The 16,161-nt window shown below is 42.8% G+C and carries 18 protein-coding genes; 17 read left to right on the top strand and 1 reads right to left on the bottom strand.

The features are described 5' to 3' along the window. The first annotated feature begins 274 nt into the window (after positions 1 to 274). The 14 genes from R7070_RS13990 to R7070_RS13925 all read left to right on the top strand — a co-directional run bounded on the left by R7070_RS13990 (position 275) and on the right by R7070_RS13925 (position 13,165). Positions 275 to 1,384 carry a hypothetical protein gene (locus R7070_RS13990; RefSeq protein ID WP_046224245.1) on the top strand — a complete coding sequence of 370 codons (1,110 nt, stop codon included), beginning with the start codon at positions 275 to 277 and terminating at the stop codon, positions 1,382 to 1,384. After that, entirely contained in the window at positions 1,381 to 2,466 is a 1,086-nt protein-coding gene (locus R7070_RS13985) for an AAA family ATPase (RefSeq protein ID WP_046224244.1), read from the top strand. Before R7070_RS13990 ends, R7070_RS13985 begins: the two co-directional genes overlap by 4 nt. Positions 2,467 to 3,001: 535 nt before the next feature. Beyond that, positions 3,002 to 7,201 (top strand): RHS repeat-associated core domain-containing protein, encoded by a 4,200-nt coding sequence (locus R7070_RS13980; protein WP_014386644.1) that lies wholly within the window; start codon positions 3,002 to 3,004, stop codon positions 7,199 to 7,201. Then, positions 7,182 to 7,637 (top strand): hypothetical protein, encoded by a 456-nt coding sequence (locus tag R7070_RS13975; protein ID WP_133305458.1) that lies wholly within the window; start codon positions 7,182 to 7,184, stop codon positions 7,635 to 7,637. Before R7070_RS13980 ends, R7070_RS13975 begins: the two co-directional genes overlap by 20 nt. 67 nt (positions 7,638 to 7,704) lie before the next feature. Further along, positions 7,705 to 8,136 (top strand): hypothetical protein, encoded by a 432-nt coding sequence (locus R7070_RS13970; protein ID WP_101905908.1) that lies wholly within the window; start codon positions 7,705 to 7,707, stop codon positions 8,134 to 8,136. A gap of 57 nt (positions 8,137 to 8,193) precedes the next feature. Further along, on the top strand, positions 8,194 to 9,072 hold the full coding sequence (locus tag R7070_RS13965) for an RHS repeat-associated core domain-containing protein (protein WP_243641898.1): 879 nt from the start codon (positions 8,194 to 8,196) through the stop codon (positions 9,070 to 9,072). Between the two features lie 309 nt (positions 9,073 to 9,381). Beyond that, the gene (locus R7070_RS13960; RefSeq protein WP_206949614.1) at positions 9,382 to 9,525 is read left to right on the top strand and encodes a hypothetical protein; all 144 of its coding nucleotides are present in this window, start codon (positions 9,382 to 9,384) and stop codon (positions 9,523 to 9,525) included. A gap of 2 nt (positions 9,526 to 9,527) precedes the next feature. Next, positions 9,528 to 9,782 (top strand): hypothetical protein, encoded by a 255-nt coding sequence (locus R7070_RS13955; protein ID WP_101905909.1) that lies wholly within the window; start codon positions 9,528 to 9,530, stop codon positions 9,780 to 9,782. Next, entirely contained in the window at positions 9,782 to 10,576 is a 795-nt protein-coding gene (locus tag R7070_RS13950) for an RHS repeat-associated core domain-containing protein (protein WP_032073003.1), read from the top strand. Before R7070_RS13955 ends, R7070_RS13950 begins: the two co-directional genes overlap by 1 nt. Positions 10,577 to 10,667: 91 nt before the next feature. Beyond that, positions 10,668 to 10,922: a hypothetical protein gene (locus tag R7070_RS13945; RefSeq protein ID WP_041154783.1), complete on the top strand. Its 255-nt coding sequence runs from the start codon at positions 10,668 to 10,670 to the stop codon at positions 10,920 to 10,922. A gap of 76 nt (positions 10,923 to 10,998) precedes the next feature. Beyond that, on the top strand, positions 10,999 to 11,523 hold the full coding sequence (locus R7070_RS13940) for a hypothetical protein (protein WP_101905910.1): 525 nt from the start codon (positions 10,999 to 11,001) through the stop codon (positions 11,521 to 11,523). Positions 11,524 to 11,727: 204 nt separating this feature from the next. Continuing rightward, entirely contained in the window at positions 11,728 to 12,156 is a 429-nt protein-coding gene (locus R7070_RS13935; protein WP_014386653.1) for a hypothetical protein, read from the top strand. Between the two features lie 83 nt (positions 12,157 to 12,239). Then, positions 12,240 to 12,686: a hypothetical protein gene (locus R7070_RS13930; protein ID WP_014386654.1), complete on the top strand. Its 447-nt coding sequence runs from the start codon at positions 12,240 to 12,242 to the stop codon at positions 12,684 to 12,686. A gap of 203 nt (positions 12,687 to 12,889) precedes the next feature. Beyond that, positions 12,890 to 13,165: a hypothetical protein gene (locus R7070_RS13925; protein ID WP_014386655.1), complete on the top strand. Its 276-nt coding sequence runs from the start codon at positions 12,890 to 12,892 to the stop codon at positions 13,163 to 13,165. 36 nt (positions 13,166 to 13,201) lie between these two features. On the opposite strand, the gene R7070_RS13920 is transcribed toward R7070_RS13925, so the two are convergent. Next, the gene (locus R7070_RS13920; protein WP_014386656.1) at positions 13,202 to 14,296 is read right to left on the bottom strand and encodes a hypothetical protein; all 1,095 of its coding nucleotides are present in this window, start codon (positions 14,294 to 14,296) and stop codon (positions 13,202 to 13,204) included. A gap of 231 nt (positions 14,297 to 14,527) precedes the next feature. Between R7070_RS13920 and R7070_RS13915 the strand changes: the two genes are divergently transcribed. Genes R7070_RS13915 through R7070_RS13905 form a run of 3 tightly spaced genes read left to right on the top strand, consistent with a single transcriptional unit; the run spans position 14,528 to position 16,084 of the window. After that, a complete protein-coding gene (locus tag R7070_RS13915; RefSeq protein ID WP_014386657.1) occupies positions 14,528 to 14,770 on the top strand; it encodes a hypothetical protein in 243 nt (80 codons plus the stop codon). 19 nt (positions 14,771 to 14,789) lie between these two features. Beyond that, on the top strand, positions 14,790 to 15,050 hold the full coding sequence (locus R7070_RS13910; protein WP_014386658.1) for a hypothetical protein: 261 nt from the start codon (positions 14,790 to 14,792) through the stop codon (positions 15,048 to 15,050). A 56-nt stretch (positions 15,051 to 15,106) separates the two neighbouring features. Continuing rightward, positions 15,107 to 16,084, top strand: a complete 978-nt coding sequence (locus R7070_RS13905; protein ID WP_032073006.1) for a nuclease-related domain-containing protein — start codon at positions 15,107 to 15,109, stop codon at positions 16,082 to 16,084. The last annotated feature ends 77 nt before the right edge of the window (positions 16,085 to 16,161 follow it).

Raw genomic sequence — 16,161 nt, 5'->3', positions numbered from 1 at the left:
TCCATAATATCATGGAATTAAAAAATGCAACCGTGACCCAGAAACACGCTTAGCCCACTTTCACATGTGAAAGTCTTATGTAGCAATGCCTAAGAGCGTGATCTGGCTTTTCCTAAAATTAAGGTATGGTCGAACATTTCCTAAAATTAAGCTATAACGTGAAATGTAAAGCGTTCTATTGTCCTTTTTTAAGGTATAAATCACATCTATTTGGCTTGTTTTCCTCTTTTTAAGGTATGTGGTATGCTTCAAAAAAACATTACGGTATTAAAAAATGAGTAGTAACACAGACAATTTAGAAGGGTATTTCCCTGCTGAGATAGTCAACGAGGCATTTGGCAGCAGGCCATCGACTACTACGTTAATGGATTGCATCTTTTTGCCAGGTAGAATTCCGCGAGACTTAATTACAAGGATCAGTGGTAACAAGGCTGAACTTGAGCAACAGCTACTGGCACAAAAGCCTCTTCTATCCACCAGCTTGTCAAAGCCATACTGGAAGAAGGGGACTAATAAACGTGAATTCGATGCCGTTAGAATCGACGTATACAGTGCTGTCTGCTTGGCCGATGACAGACATCTACTGGAAGGGATCGTTAGTGTAGGGGGGATGTACGTAGACCTATCTGGCTTAACGCTTCGCCAGGCTATTGAGCTCGCGCAGATTAATGTCGAACTGGATAAGTTGTCACACCAATACCACAACCTTCTCGATACAAAAATGTTTAGTGGGGTATACGACTACTTCCTTTGTGACTTCACAACACTGTTTGAGTTCTTGAACCTGAAAAATCAAAAGGCCAACAAGAACACAGTAATGACAAGACTTCAAAGGCTATCACAAATGTTACTGGTCTTGGATTACGAGAAGGATGGTGAAACGCTACCTCACTACCACACGCGAATGAAGCTGGTGGACAGCAACTACATTCCATTGCTGGTTCTGGATGGGATTAAAAATAAAGGATCTATCAGGGCAGATACGATCACTCACTTCATAGTTGGAGTGCATAAGACTTTCACTGCGTCTTTGCGACAAGAGGGAGCTATTAGCCGGAAACGTTTTTTAAAAGTCTACCCGCAGCTAACGGGCAAACATGCTGTTACTGACTTCTGTAAATATATTGATGCTCATAAGCGTGAATATGTACATGGTAAGTATCTGAGTCACCTTATTAAAGATTACTATGCCAACAAGGTTAGAGTGTCTAAACAGCATCTGAGTCGCCATATCAATAACACTATGGCCGAAGTCATTTTGAAAAAGGATGTGTTATTGCGAGATTTCCGATTGCTACTCCAAGAGAAAGTACGTGACGATGGTAAGCAAGATATTATGCTGTTGTACCTGGGCGATGAAGAGAAAGAAGAGGTAACGACATGACAACAACACTCCACAATGAGGATGTTATCGCTCTAAGCGAAGAAGACATTAATGAAAGTTTAGCCAATTCCAACAAAGAACAGATTTTGAAAGGTTTGTTTCGAGGCAGTGTCGGATTTCTGATCGCTCCACCTGATTCTGGTAAGAGCTATTTGTCTTTATCAATAGCTTATGAGATGGCTTTGCCAGAGTACCCATTAATTGGTGTACGGGATGAGGAAAACAAAGTGCTTAGAACTTTGATATGGCCGATCGAAGATTCCTTGCCCGGAACACTTCCGCGTATCAAAGCACATTTGACTGAGTTCTCCACCAGCATCAAAGACCGATTAAAATCGAGCATTGGGATATACAAGCATTCTGATCCAATTTGTAGTTCAGGCTCATCTAAACATACTAAAGAGTGGGAAGAAGCATCCAGTGCACTGGAAAAACTTATTGCCACGGCCAAAGGGTACGACTTGGTAGTTATAGATACATTGCGTGATGCAATTGGCTCAGCTGACGTAGTAGATGATGACTATTACATCAGAATTGCTTTGGAGAGGCTTGCCAATGAAGCGAATGTCGCGGTTCTTGTTGTTCACCATCCGACAAAAGATGTGAGCAGAGGAAAGGAGATAATCAACAGCGTCTCTGGCTCTGGTTTATCTTCCACTCTCTCAAAGTCAAAACTTCATCTGTATTTAGATCAGTTGATAGACAAGAAAGATGGAACGGTACAAGAGACTCGTTTGCGTCATATCAAAGCTAACTATGTGCCTTTTGACCAGCAGTGGAGAAAACCGATAAGGCTGCACTGGAGTAACAATTCACTATTGCACGTTGATCAAGAAGTCGTTATCCAACTTAGAAATGATCAATTAGACGGTGATAGTGATAATGAGAAAAAGCCAGGAGCAGATAAACCAGTTAAAAGACGGTTATCGCGTCTTTCAGAAGAGCCAGGATTGATACACAGAGATGACTCCCTTCTATCTGAGGAATCGAAGCGCTTGGCCCAACAAACCAGTCATGGCCCATTTGGTGGTGGCATGGCATCAGAGCTCTCCGAACTTCGTACTGGTAAGTCCTCCAAGTAATCCAATTCCTTAAATTAAGCTATTGCTTAACGCCTTTTTCCTAAAATTAAGCTATATATACGGATTAAGGCGTTTCCTCATTTTAAGCTTAGATATAGGTGTGTTTCCTAATATTAAGCTATGTGATAGAGATGAACTTCCTAATATTAAGCTTCAATTTCCTAATATTAAGCTTTAGCTTACAGAAACAAAGCTTAAAGTTAGGAAATTTCCTGATATTAAGCTACCTAACACGCTGCATGATCTTATGATCCTATGGATCTATATATGATCAGTAGCGTTCACCGCTGATGCGGCTTCGCTGATCACTCAACTTCGTTTCACTGCTATGAGCAGTAAAACAAAGTCGAGCGATTCAATTAAAACCCGCTTCCATATTAGCCATTGTTTCATGTCTGTATGCGCCCGTATAGGGCAGTTAAGCATGAAGTTAATCTCTTTGATTAAGTTGATAATAGAGTCCGTGTAGAAAGTAATTAATGGACTTTAGAAACCAGTGGATCATTTTCATACTAACTTAATCGCAAGAGCTTGTTTGTTAGCACTTATAGTTCCTAGTGCTGTTTCTGCTCAGTGGCGTATCAATGCCAGTGGTAGTTCAGAAATTGATGCAATGAGATTTGATCTCCCAGAGCAAGCGCATGAATTTTTAAGGGACTATAGAATTAACGAGCTCGCAAGCACACACAGCTATGTGAGTGAAAAGCTATACCCGAGTGAAACGTATAGTGATGGAAGACTAATCTCATGGCTATGTATGCATCGTAGTGATGCTCCAGGTAGTTATGACCCTGACACTTGTTACTTTGGAGCTCTCTCTGGAACTACACTGACAAAATTCATAATTCCTGGGGAGATGACTGATTCTCCACTTCTCAATAGAGATCTTGGTAAACCAGAGACAGAACTGTGCGTTGGAAACCCTATCAACCTAGCTACTGGTAATAAATATCAGCAAGAAACCGATTATGTAAGCGCTGGTATGGAGCCTCTTGTATTCACACGACATTACAACAGCCAGTTAGCTTTGAGTGGTAAACAAAGCGATGTTGGTATTGGATGGAGCCACAACTATTCAAACAAAGTGATTTTTGACAAAGAAAGTCACGGAGAGAATATGGTTGTCTTGCATCGGCCAGATGGGAAAGAGTTAGCATTCTACCGGACAAATGCGGTTTGGATGCCAACATGGAAAAGTGATGATCGGTTATACAAAGATTCTGGTTGGAGATATCAGAGGGCTGATGGTGTTGTCGAACTATATGATAGTAATGGTCAGTTGATACGTATTGTTCATCCATCGGGAAATGAGCTGGATCTGAATTATACCAACGGTAAGTTAGACTCTGTTTCTGACAGTTTTGGCCGGACTTTAAGGTTTAGTTACGATCAAGGGAAGATCATAAAGATGATCGACCCTGCTGGACAAACCTTCTCTTACGATTATTCGAATGAATTGTTAGTTGCAGTGCATAAACCGGATGCCAATCAGCGACGTTACCACTATGAAGACAGTTTAAACCCAAGCCTTTTGACTGGCCTTACGGATGAAAAGGGAAGCAGATTTGCTACGTGGTCTCATGATCCTTCGGGTCGCGCTGTTCTGAGCGAACATAGCAGTGGTGTTGATAGGACAAGTGTTACATACAACCCTGATGGTTCAGTTACGGTAACGAATGCTCTAGGTCACGAACAACATTATCTGTTTAGTCGTTATAACGGAAAACTAAAGCCTGACAGTATACAGGGTGCTGCATGTACTGGCTTTGCTGGTGGTACGAAGTCGTTTGGCTACGATACCAACGGTGAGTTGAAGTCAATTATCAATGAAGAAGGCCAATCATTCTCTTACCAATATGACCAAAGAGGACTTGAAATTTCGAGGACAAGCTCGACTGGTGATACGATCACAACACAATGGCATTCAGAGTTCCCAAAACCAACCAAAATTACATCGTCATACTTGGTCCAAGAATTTACCTATGACGACCGCCAGCGGCTGTTAACGCTTAAATTGATTGACCGAACCAACTCAGATGTCAGGCAGTGGGCATTTGAATATTATCCAGACTCTCTTGGTGTTCCTGGACAACTGAAATCAGTGGATGGTCCACGGGTGGATGTTGATGATGTAACGCGCTTTGAATACGACGCTCAAGCCAACCTAAGCCGAGTTATCAACTCTCTTGGGCACGTAGTGTCATTTGACAATTACGATGCTCATGGAAGGGCTCAGAGCGTCACAGATGCCAATGGAGTAAGCTACTCGCTTAACTACAACACGTTAGGTCAAATGATTTCTTCTACTGGTCCAGATGGAACTACATTGTACTCTTACGATGAATCAGGACTCTTGGTATCTATCACCTTACCAACCAATAGCACTTTCACTTATGAGTACGATGCTGCTCAGCAGCTGATGGCCGTGATTGATGCAAATGGAAATCGACAAAGTATCAATCGAGATTCACTAGGAAATATTGAGCAAGTTGAGCTGAAAGATAACAGTGGCATTGCTCACTGGAAGCAACTGCATAGTTACACTTTGAATGGTTGGCTTTCATCAACAACAAATGGAACGGGAAATGTTTATACCTATTCCTATGACAAGACAGCCAACCTAACGGGCAAAGTTGACCCTTCTGGAAATGCTTATGCCTACCGCTATGATGGTTTTAGCAACCTGCTCCAATCAATTGACCCTGTTAACCGCGCCACTGCAATGCAGTATAACGATAATGCCTTAGTAACGAGAGTCACTGATCCAAGAGGGCGGAGAACTTACTATTCATACAACGGATATGGCGATGTTCTCTCAGTACAAAGCCCAGACACAGGCACGGCTCATTACACTTATGACAAGGCTGGAAACCTGATCGGTAAAACAGATGCCAACGGTCAGGTTTTCACTTATCACTACGACGCGCTTAATCGCCTTTCTTCAATCACTGTGGATGGTCAACCTAATGCTAGTGTGACATTCCGCTACGATGAGCCAGAAGCGCTGTATGGGGTAGGGCAGCTTACTTCCATTACAGACGCTTCTGGCGTATCAAAATACAGTTACACAGCCAGTGGTGAGATAGCCAGCCAAGAACTAATTGTGGATGGCCGCACCTTGTTAACCAATTACACCTATGATGGTGCAGGGCAGTTGGCGAGTATCGAGTACCCGAGTGGCCGCAAAGCGGTTTATCAGCGCAATGTAGCTGGAGAGGTCATTGGCATTACATTGAATAATGGTGTTAACAGCAGAACATTAGTCTCTGACTTGGTACGGAAACCTTTTGGGCCTGTAACTGATCTGACTCATGGAAATGGGCTTTGGGAAGAGCGCCAGTACGACATGAACTATCAATTGGAGTCTGTACAGGTTGCTGGTGCAATGCACCGCAGTTATCTCTATACGGCCAATAGCAATGTCGATTCAATTACAGACTTAATGGATAGTGGCTATAGCCAAACTTTCAATTACGACAAGCTGAGCCGCTTGATTGATGCTACTGGTGGTTACGGGACCCGAGAGTACACCTACAACTACAACGGCAACCGGACGGCTATCTACCGCGACGGCGTGAAAGATTCGTACAGCATTGTGTTCAATAGCAATCGTCTAACCAAAACAAGTATTGGCTCGATCACCTACAGCTATGATGCAAACGGAAACACGATTGGCCGAGGAACGGATGTCTTTGTCTATGATGCTTTCAATAGATTGACTGAGGCTACGGTCAATGGCGAAACATCAATCTATCACTATAACAGTGCTCATCAACGAGTGAGGAAGTCAGCTGGTGGCGTAGATGTGCTTTATGTTTACGGCCTCGATGGCGAGTTACTGGCCGAGGTGGATGCCGGAACCGGGCAAACCCAGCGAGAATATGTCTGGCTTGACGGCCAGCTGATGGCTTACCTGGTGAATGGCACCGTTTACCACGTTCACAATGATCACCTGGGCACACCGCAGGCCCTGACAGACGAACTGGGTGAAGTAGTATGGAAAGCGCAGTACACGCCATTTGGCCGAGCCAGTGTCACGACAGAGCTAGTCACCTTTAATCTTCGCTTCCCCGGCCAGTATTTTGATACCGAGACTGGGCTGCACTACAACTGGCATCGGTACTATGACCCGTCTCTGGGGCGTTACCTGCAATCAGACCGCCTTGGCTTGTTCGATGGAATGGATACCTATGGGTATGTGCGTGGAAATCCGCTGTCGAGCATAGACCCTACAGGTGAGTTCGCATGGGGAGTGGTGTTCGCCGGGATAGATTTGGCATATCAGCTTTATGATAACGGTGGGAAAATTGATTGCGTTAACTGGGGTGATGTTGGATTGGCAGCTCTTGGGGGTGGAATGTTCAATGCCGTGAAGGTAGCAAAAGTTCATCGCTTCAAAAGTGCTGTCACTACTAAAGGCAACCCCCATTCATGGGGAGCAACGAGAAGGTGGTACGCGAAAAACATAAACAAGGACATCCCGCCACGACAACATATTCATCATTGGCTTGTTGAAAGAAGACACTTTGAAGGTAATCAAAAATTAGAGCGTATATTTAATCAGCCTTGGAACCTTAATCCAAAACCATTCACAAACATCTATCACAATACAAAAATTCACAATAACGGAATTAAAGGTTGGTTTAATGGTGTTCCAATATGGGCAAGAGAAACCGTAGCAGGCTTAGGGTTAACAGCAGCAGGAGGGAATGGTTGTGGGTGCAGTGAAAAATAAAGGTATATTACTGAGTAAAAAAGAAAACTTTATGCTGCCTATCTATGAGGAAGCCCTAGAGAAGGCGTCCGCCTCGGCTAAAAAGATAGGAAATCGCTATGTTGGATCGTTACTTATCAAAGGAGATGGTAGCGTCTGGAGAATTGACTCAGTACAAGAGGTTAGCCCTCGTTTTATACAACGAGTTTGTTTGCAGTTATTGGGGAAGCCTAGAGACATCAAATGTTCTCTTCACCTAGTAGAAAATGATTTTGTGGACTGGGTAGAGATGATCGCTAATCTGGCTACTGAAAGCGGTTCGTACTCTGTGTGGGGTCAATTCTATGACAGCAAAGCCGAGTTGAAAAAAGCGGTGATGGGATGTAAGACGCTGGAAGATTTATTCGCTGTGTTCAGGCTTGAGGATGATAATGAATTTTCTAAAAAGTTAGTTTGATAATTTCTAAAGAAAGCCGCCAGCGGGTTAAGCCTGCTGGTGGCGTGGACAGTAAGAGGGGGTGGTTGTGGAACTTACATATCCAGTGCTACTGGTCAGTAAAAAGAAAAAATCAGTTCACGTAGAACTAACCGGAAGCCATTTGGGGAAATGTACTAATGCCGCTCTAAAAGGTGGGTACTTTAACCAAATGGAAATATACGACTCTAACGGAAGGCATTACAAAGTAGACGAGGTAGTTGGGGTCAAGCCTTTAAACGCTGTATGGCGATGGCCTTTAGAGGTGTTAATGTTTAACTCTAGGCTATTGAAAGCTGAGCTGAAAACAACATTGGTATCTCAGTTGGAACTGAAAGAGTTTAAAAGCGTAGTAGCAAAAGTGATCAATGAGCAAAAGGAAAGTTGGGAATCAGGGGTTGGGCGTGAAGCAATGTTGAACGATCTTGCGGCTGCAAATGGCATTGAAGAAGTAATCAGGATCTTTCGACCTGAAAACTGATATTTACTTAGTCTAAGCAACTCCGCCAGCGGGGTTAAGCCTGCTGGTGGCGTGGATGTGCTTTATGTTTACGGCCTCGATGGCGAGTTACTGGCCGAGGTGGATGCCGGAACCGGGCAAACCCAGCGAGAATATGTCTGGCTTGACGGCCAGCTGATGGCTTATCTGGTTGATGGCACCGTTTACCACGTCCATAACGATCATTTGGGTACGCCGCAAGCATTGACCGATGAAACGGGGGCCACGGTATGGAAAGCCAGTTACTCTCCGTTCGGCAAAGCGACTGTCACGACAGAACAAATCAAGTTCAACTTGCGTTTCCCCGGCCAGTATTTTGATGCAGAGACTGGGCTTCACTATAACTGGCATCGCAACTATGACCCGAATACAGGGATATATATCACCAGTGACCCAATAGGGCTGGCTGGTGGGATTAACACCTATGCCTATGCATTGAATAATCCTGCTATTTACACCGATCCTACTGGTTTATGGGTTCCGCAAATTATTGGGGCAATGGTTAACATAGGCTTTGAAGGATACAGACAATATCAAACTGGTTCGTTTGATGCGGGGCGACTTCTTGTGGCTGGTGCTACGGGGGCACTTGGAGGGTTTGGAAGCACTCTAAGGAGAGCTGTATTTTTTGGTGCATCATCAGGCGCTATTGGCAATATGTATATTCAGTTAACTGAAAAGTCTTCTGGTTGTGATCAAAGGTATCAAAAGAGCCTTGATTTATATCAGGTAGGAAGAAGTGCAATTCTTGGCTCGTTTGGTGGAGCAGTTGGTTTTGGCGGGGGAATATTAGGCAAAAATATTTTGAGACCACGAGACATAATCGGGGTGGATTTGAAAAAAAGGGTTAGTTTTAACTACGAATCGTATGGTTCGGCTATAGGTTCTGCTGGGGGAACAACAATTGGAAATCAATAATTGGCTTGACTTTGTTTTGTACACATTCATGACTTTAGGTGGGTTGCTTATAGCAATTCCATTAGGGATAAGATGCCTTTATGTAGGTCTTGTTGCACTATTTAAATACAAGATTGTGAAATTCAAAAAAGATAGCAATGTGTCAGTGTATGCAAACACATCTATAGAGCTAGTTCTTTTAGGTATTTTCTGTATTGGAGCTTCTATTTGGTTTCTGTTCTTCGATAAAGGTGGCCACCTCTTACATTACCTTCCGGAAGTGATGAGGTTCTTCGCTGGAACATAAGGCAGATTACGCTGGTGCTGGCTGTGGCTGATCGCCTTGGCTTGTTCGATGGAGTGGATACCTATGGGTATGTGCATGGAAATCCACTAATAAGGATCGATCCTACAGGTGAGTTTGCGTGGGGTTTGGTTGGAGGTGTGAATATGCCAATAGGTAACGGAGAGTAAATATGGCATACAAAACAGAGATTTCTATATATCTGATTCTGATCCCTTTAGTGGGAGTTATGACGGGACTCATATCCTACGGTGCGTATAGATTGATCGGGTATCCTGAATCAATATTTGTTCTTTTTATGATGATTGCTGTTTGGGGAGGGGTATGCCTAGCTTTAGGAGTTTGCAGCACGATTCGTTGCTTAAAGCAAAAAAAAGGAATTGAACGACACATGAGAGAGACGAAAGGAAATAGCCAAGAAAAGTGATGGTCTCAGCTAATCTTTCACGAATTCCAAAGTTAAATAGTTACCTGGTGGATGGCACCGTTTACCACGTCCATAACGATCATTTAGGTACGCCGCAAGCATTGACCGATGAGACCGGAGCCACGGTATGGAAAGCCAGTTACTCTCCGTTCGGCAAAGCGACTGTCACGACAGAACAAATCAAGTTCAACTTACGTTTCCCTGGGCAGTATTTTGACGCAGAGACTGGGCTTCACTACAACTGGCATCGCTACTATGACCCAGCACTTGGCCGTTACTTACAATCAGACCGCCTTGGCCTGTTCGATGGAGTGGATACCTATGGGTATGTGCATGGAAATCCGTTGAAGTTTATTGATCCTACAGGCGAGTTTGGATGGGTTGCTTTTGGGGCTTTCGTTGGCGGTTCGCTTAATGCGATTGCTCAATACCATTCAGGACAGACGTTTGACTTTGCATCTTTTGGGGCTGCTGTCGTTACAGGGGCTGCGGGAGGTGGTCTTGGTAATTTAACTAAGGGGTTGTCTTGGGGGAAAAATATCGTTGCCAATTCATTGGGTAGTGGGGTAATTGGAGGTGGTGTGACAGCTGCTAAGAACAAAGTTACAGGCAGCTGTGATGATATTTGGCTTAACTCAGGGCGCAGTATGATATTAGGTGGATTAGGAGCAGGGGTTGGTAACTCATTTGCTGGGCTAGGAAAAATAATTCCAAAGATGCAGGCTAACCGATGGTGGGATAAAGCGTCATTAGAAAAACGGTTAAAGAGTTCGTCGAATGCGTTTCACCGTTAAGATGCACCTCCAACGCTAACGGTATTTTTTGTCACCACTGGTAATATCGGAAGCAACATCATTGCTAATATCCCATAAGTGAGAATTGAAGATGAAGATGAAAGGATTTAGTGCATTCATGATAACAGTATTTCTCCCCTTTTTAGTTGGTGGGGCCATTATTGGTGCTGCATTTGGGGGAGTAGGATATTACATCACAAATTGGTTTGGTTTATTTGAAAGACAAATTCAGCACGAGATGGTTTTTTGGTTATTTTTAGGTATGGGGGTGTTTGCTGGGACAGTAGGAGCGGTACAGTCGCTAATTGCATTCATTAGACATCCCGGTGTTCACGGTGACACATAGCAAACATTCATGCTTGTAACACGCCGCCAGCGGGTTAAGCCTGCTGGTGGCGTGGGCAATAAGGGAGAGGTTGTGGATGTCAGTAATATCAAACGTCATAAGGTCGTTAAAAAAAGCCGTTTACTCAGATTGTGAGTGGTTGAGGTGTTATGAGGTAGAGGCATTAACTGCCTTCTACCTACACATTACGGAAGAGGATAAAGGTAAACTAATTCAGCAATTTAAACGTCTGGATATGATGGAGCGTTCCAAGAGTGGGAAGTTGCTACAGATATTTGATGGGCTGGATACAGTTAGAAAAAAATGGCTTAAAGAAATAAAAATATGCCCTGACGAACCTGTAACTGGATATAAATTTGCTCTTAAAAGAAATGGCAAGGAATATGCGATATTTAATATTTTCCTTGGTAGGGGAGGTATAGGTGAGATTCAGTTTGAGAAGATGCCTAGTAAATTCCAAAGTAAAGTAGCAAAGGTAGGCGATATAAAAGCTCTCTTATTCAAAGAAAAAGAATTGCCCCGTGAAACAACTTATGTCTTTAAAGGTGTAGTCACAGATGATGAGGAGCAAAAGTTAGAAGAGGATTTGCATAGAGGTTGAAGTTGCTCATCTAAACATGCGTTGAAGTGATTGAACTCACTGGGATTGACTGACCTCTATGAACCTTTTTCACTACCACCAGCGGATTAAGCCAGCTGGTGGCGTGGGTGTGCTCTATGTTTATGGCCTCGATGGCGAGTTACTTGCCGAGGTGGATGCCGGAACTGGGAAAACCAGCGCAAATATGAATATCAAGGAGATAAAATGGCTAGTCAGTATCAATACAATCCATTTTTAATAGGGAAAGATACATTTACCTCCAGCAAAGTAGAGCTTTGTGAAGATGAGGTAAGACAATCGAAGCCACACTATCAGTTAATTTGTTTCGGTAGTTCTTCTCGGTATCCTCTATGGATAGAACTAGGGACCAACCAACTAGTTGGTGGTAATTATCATTGTTTCTATAATGATGATGAACTAAAAGCGTTATACACGTTATTTCAGCAAGATGCGCAACGACAAGGTTATTCTGACCAGAAGCAAAACTGTTGGGCTAAAACACCTAATCCTTTTCCTATCGAGTTTCTTGAGGGGATGCCACAAAGTCTATGGGCTTACTTTTACGAAAGTGGCCGTAGACAAGCCGCTTGTGAAAAAAGTGTTCAGGAATTACTACCCATGTTCGAAAAGTGATAAGTGCTTGACTGAATGTAATATTTAGCTTGAAAATCAGTCGAGTAAATAATGCCACTTTGAACAATGTAACAGGAACAAGAATGATGAAGAAAATTGGACTACTGCTAGCGACGTTAACTGCATTTTCAGCTCAAGCGGATGTTTTCCCTAAAACAGAAGTTGATGCGTATCTAATGGCGATGCACTCTATGGCCCCAGTTAACGCGAAATACACCATTCAATACAAGGCCGCAGTGGAAAGTAGCTGTAAGACAAAGCTTAGTATTGAACAATTAAGCTCACGCGACTTTGCCAATGTTGTACAAGCGCTTGTTAGTAGTGAAACCGTTGACCGCTTAGGGCTTGATGCTAGTGGTGGTTCCCTCACTGACACGCTTCAACTGGTAGGGGCTAATATTAATTGTTCCGACCTAAGTGCCCCGTATAAAGCGGTATTGAGTGATGTTGAGTTCAACAAGAAGCATCAGCATTTGTCGAAGGTACTGCACACTTGGGATCAAGTTGTTACTGAAAGTCAGTTGAACTAATTGTGCTATATTGCTGGGGGATGTGTTTGAGACTTTGGACAATTAGTTAAAGTTTGTGCAAAATTACATCACTGACCTGGCTGATGGCGTTTCTGCTTCGAACCTCAGCTTATTACTTATCGTGCCCCAGCAATAAAACCTCTTTGATTTCCCCCTTTAAATCGACATAATGAGCATATGTAGTCAATATAATGGTGATATGTATGTCTGGAGTCGTTTTCCATCAAGTAAAAGAAGGTGAGTTCCGCCGTCTCGCGGAGACTCGAACAATGACCAAACTAATTGCGCAGGAATCTAAACTGCATCCTAATAAGTTTCATTTGGTTGGGATTGATAGTGGTAAAGGAATCGCGTATGCAATTAGACATGGAAGAACCAGTGACTTGAGAGTGTGGAGGCTTGATATCCTGGTAAATCAGGTTAGAGACATGGGGTTTGAGAATATAGAAGTACAACTCATAAACAAAACCCACGCATGAAGCATGGGCTGATAGTCTTAACATGCCGAAAGGCACTTATTTTTCAAGAATATAATCACGAAAGTCGTGGTTCTCAATTTCCAACTTCCCACGCTCTGGGCTGTAAATTAGCTCAAGCGACTTCAATCGTGTGACTGCATTTTTCACCGACCATTTTGTAACGTCTGTTTCTGGGTCGCCAGTGAAAGCTTTCACTTTGTCTAGTCCTGTTTTGGTATAAAGACCTTTTGACTCATTGGCAGCAACAAGCTTTAGGATCGCCACTTCGATAGGTTTCAGTTGTTCGTATGTTTTTGAAAAGTGGTCCTCTGACTCGATACGATCAACGTCATAACGATGGACACCAATATCTAGGTCATGAACCATGTTCAGGGCCATATTCTTTAACATTTCAACAAACCGAGCGGGAGCGCGATTTTGTTTGATTAAGATTTCTAGGGCTTTGTGTTTGTCGAGTTCGACACCACCAGTGACATTTTTGAATGCGGCCAACTCGAATTCAACGAAATCCATATCCAGCTCTTCAAATATCTGGGTTTGGCTGGAGTTGTAGAATGGAGCCTTGTTGTCTTTGAATAAGCGACTTAACCCCTCTCTACTTGAACCTGTGAAGATGCATTTGACGTTGTTATCCTCTCTGTTCACTACAAAACTGCGTAGAGCTGCCGTAAACGAGTCAAATTCTTTGCGAGTAGCCAAATGTTGAACTTCGTCAAGCAACAGTAAAACAGGCATATCCAGCTCGTTTAAGCGTTGAAATACAGCGAACAAGTCAGCTCTCAGTTCTCCCTGAGAACGCTCTACTTCAACTTTGCCACCAGCTGCACTAAAACCTAACTTTTTGAAGTTGAGAGCTTTGCCAAGCTTATGTAGAAATCCTTCATTCCTTTCACAAGCATCAATGACGGATTTAATGAAGATGCCTTCTGGGTCGTCTTTTTGCATCCAAAAATCTACATAGATAGGTAAGACACCAAGTTCACGAGCCATAGGAATGATATCTTTTTGAATGAATTGAGTTTTTCCTCGCTTGCGTGGAGCGAAGATTGAAACTCGTTGAAGAAGACCTTTGTCCATCCCGTTAAGGATAAACGTAGCAAGCTGTGTACGAGGATAATGCCAGATATCCATTGTCGTGCTCCTTTGGTAAATTGTGTTATCAATGATACCACAAAATAGAATTGTGGTAGATTATTTAACACAACCAACCACAAATAGGATTGCCATCCTAAAGCAGATCACTCTTTTACTAAGTAGCTCTTTGTCATGTCCCTCAATTTGCCCAAAAAAGGGCAAGTTCTCATCTCTTAAAAAAATGTCATGTCGGTACACTAAGAGCATGATGCTCTGGAGATTGATCTTATGGATATGATAAACGGCTGGCTATATGAAGTTCAGAGAGCCCTTGATAGTTCTTTAGGTGATATACCCTTTGATTGGCGCTGGATTGCTGCTGTGATTGGGTTCTTTTTAATATGGAGGCTGTTCTCTTTTGGCTTTGCCATCGTTAAGTTTGTCATCGTTGCGGCAATAGCTGCTGCCATTTATGCTGCTGTTGTTGGCGATTCGTCAGGACTTGCTGGTGGTAGTTTCTTTGGATTTTAGTACAGTTTGGTAGCTAAATATGAGCATTCTGATATCGGATGGAAGTGAAACGCTCGATGCAGCAACCGCAATTTCTGAGTTGCCAGATTCGTACACGGGTCATTGTTCTGTCGTAACAATCAATGAAGAAATAGTTGCCACTGTACCTAACCCTCAAATTGCATTTTCTATTGCGTGTTACGCGATTGGAACAGAAGGGGGTTATGGAAGTGTTTATGTTCGTCCGGCCAAAGACGGTGAAATTCTCACCCATACAGATTTTGACAGTTGGGCGTACTAGCTGGACTTTCACATGTGAAAGTCTGCATAAAGAACTCGCATTTAAAAGGTGTTGATATGCCAATTATTACAACAAAGGCTATTAAAGCAGAAAGTAACTCAGAGGATAGTCGTATCATTGCAGGTGAAAAACAAGAGCGAGATGTGGCTTTTTATTTACGTCGAGCGTTTAAAGATAGCGAAGAAATTCACGTATTTAACGATTTTACCTTCACGTATAATGGTGAAAAAGCACAGATAGATCACTTAGTATTGCATAAATACGGTTTCCTAATACTTGAATCAAAAAGTATCTATGGGGAAGTCAAAGTTAACGAGAGTGGTGAGTGGTCCAGAAGTTATAAAGGTTATTGGTCAGGTATTCCTTCTCCGATCAAACAAGCTGAGTTGCAACAGCAATTATTGAAGAAAGCTCTTGTTGATAACGCTCCTAAGTTCCTGGGGAAAATGTTAGGTGTCCAGCAAAATGTTGGTGGCCGACGGTGGGACTCGTTATGCGTTGTTTCTAACTCGTGTATTTTGCACAGAGATAATATACCTGCTGACATTAACGAAAGAATCATTAAAAGCGAAGCTGTAGCTGATGCCGTTAGGAGAATAGGTGAAAAAGGAAAGCTTAAAGCGTTTTTAGCAACAGAACCTTTTTTTACTAAAGAAGAGTTGCATAGCATAACTGAATATTTATTGGATGAACTTTGTTCTAACAGGTCAGTCGATAACTCTGGCTCATTACATAAAGAACAGGAAAACGAAATGCTTGTTCGTAATGAGGTTGATTCAAAAAAAATCCGCTGTAAAAAGTGTGGTGAGGCTGAGCAGCTTACAGCATGTCATGGGAAGTTTGGTTACTTCGTAAAGTGTCTTTGTTGTGACACTAACACTTCAATGCGAACTCCTTGTGCTCATTGTGGAAGCAAGAGAGCTAAGGTAACAAAGAAAAAGTTAGAGTACTGGTTAAAATGTGAATGTTCAGAATCGTATTTGGTGTTTGTGCAAAAAGAGCGCGTGGAGTCTGAGCAAAATACCGTTTCTTAGACTTTCACATGTGAAAGTGGAGGGGAGGGGTTGCGTTTTCAAAAAGCATGATAAAGTAAGTATGAATATTAACTAAA

The organism is Vibrio sp. 1557 (assembly GCF_033340175.1).
Lineage (GTDB): Bacteria > Pseudomonadota > Gammaproteobacteria > Enterobacterales > Vibrionaceae > Vibrio > Vibrio alginolyticus.
The sequence above is the reverse complement of the archived record's forward strand: the minus strand, read 5'-3'. Positions and strand labels throughout refer to the sequence as shown.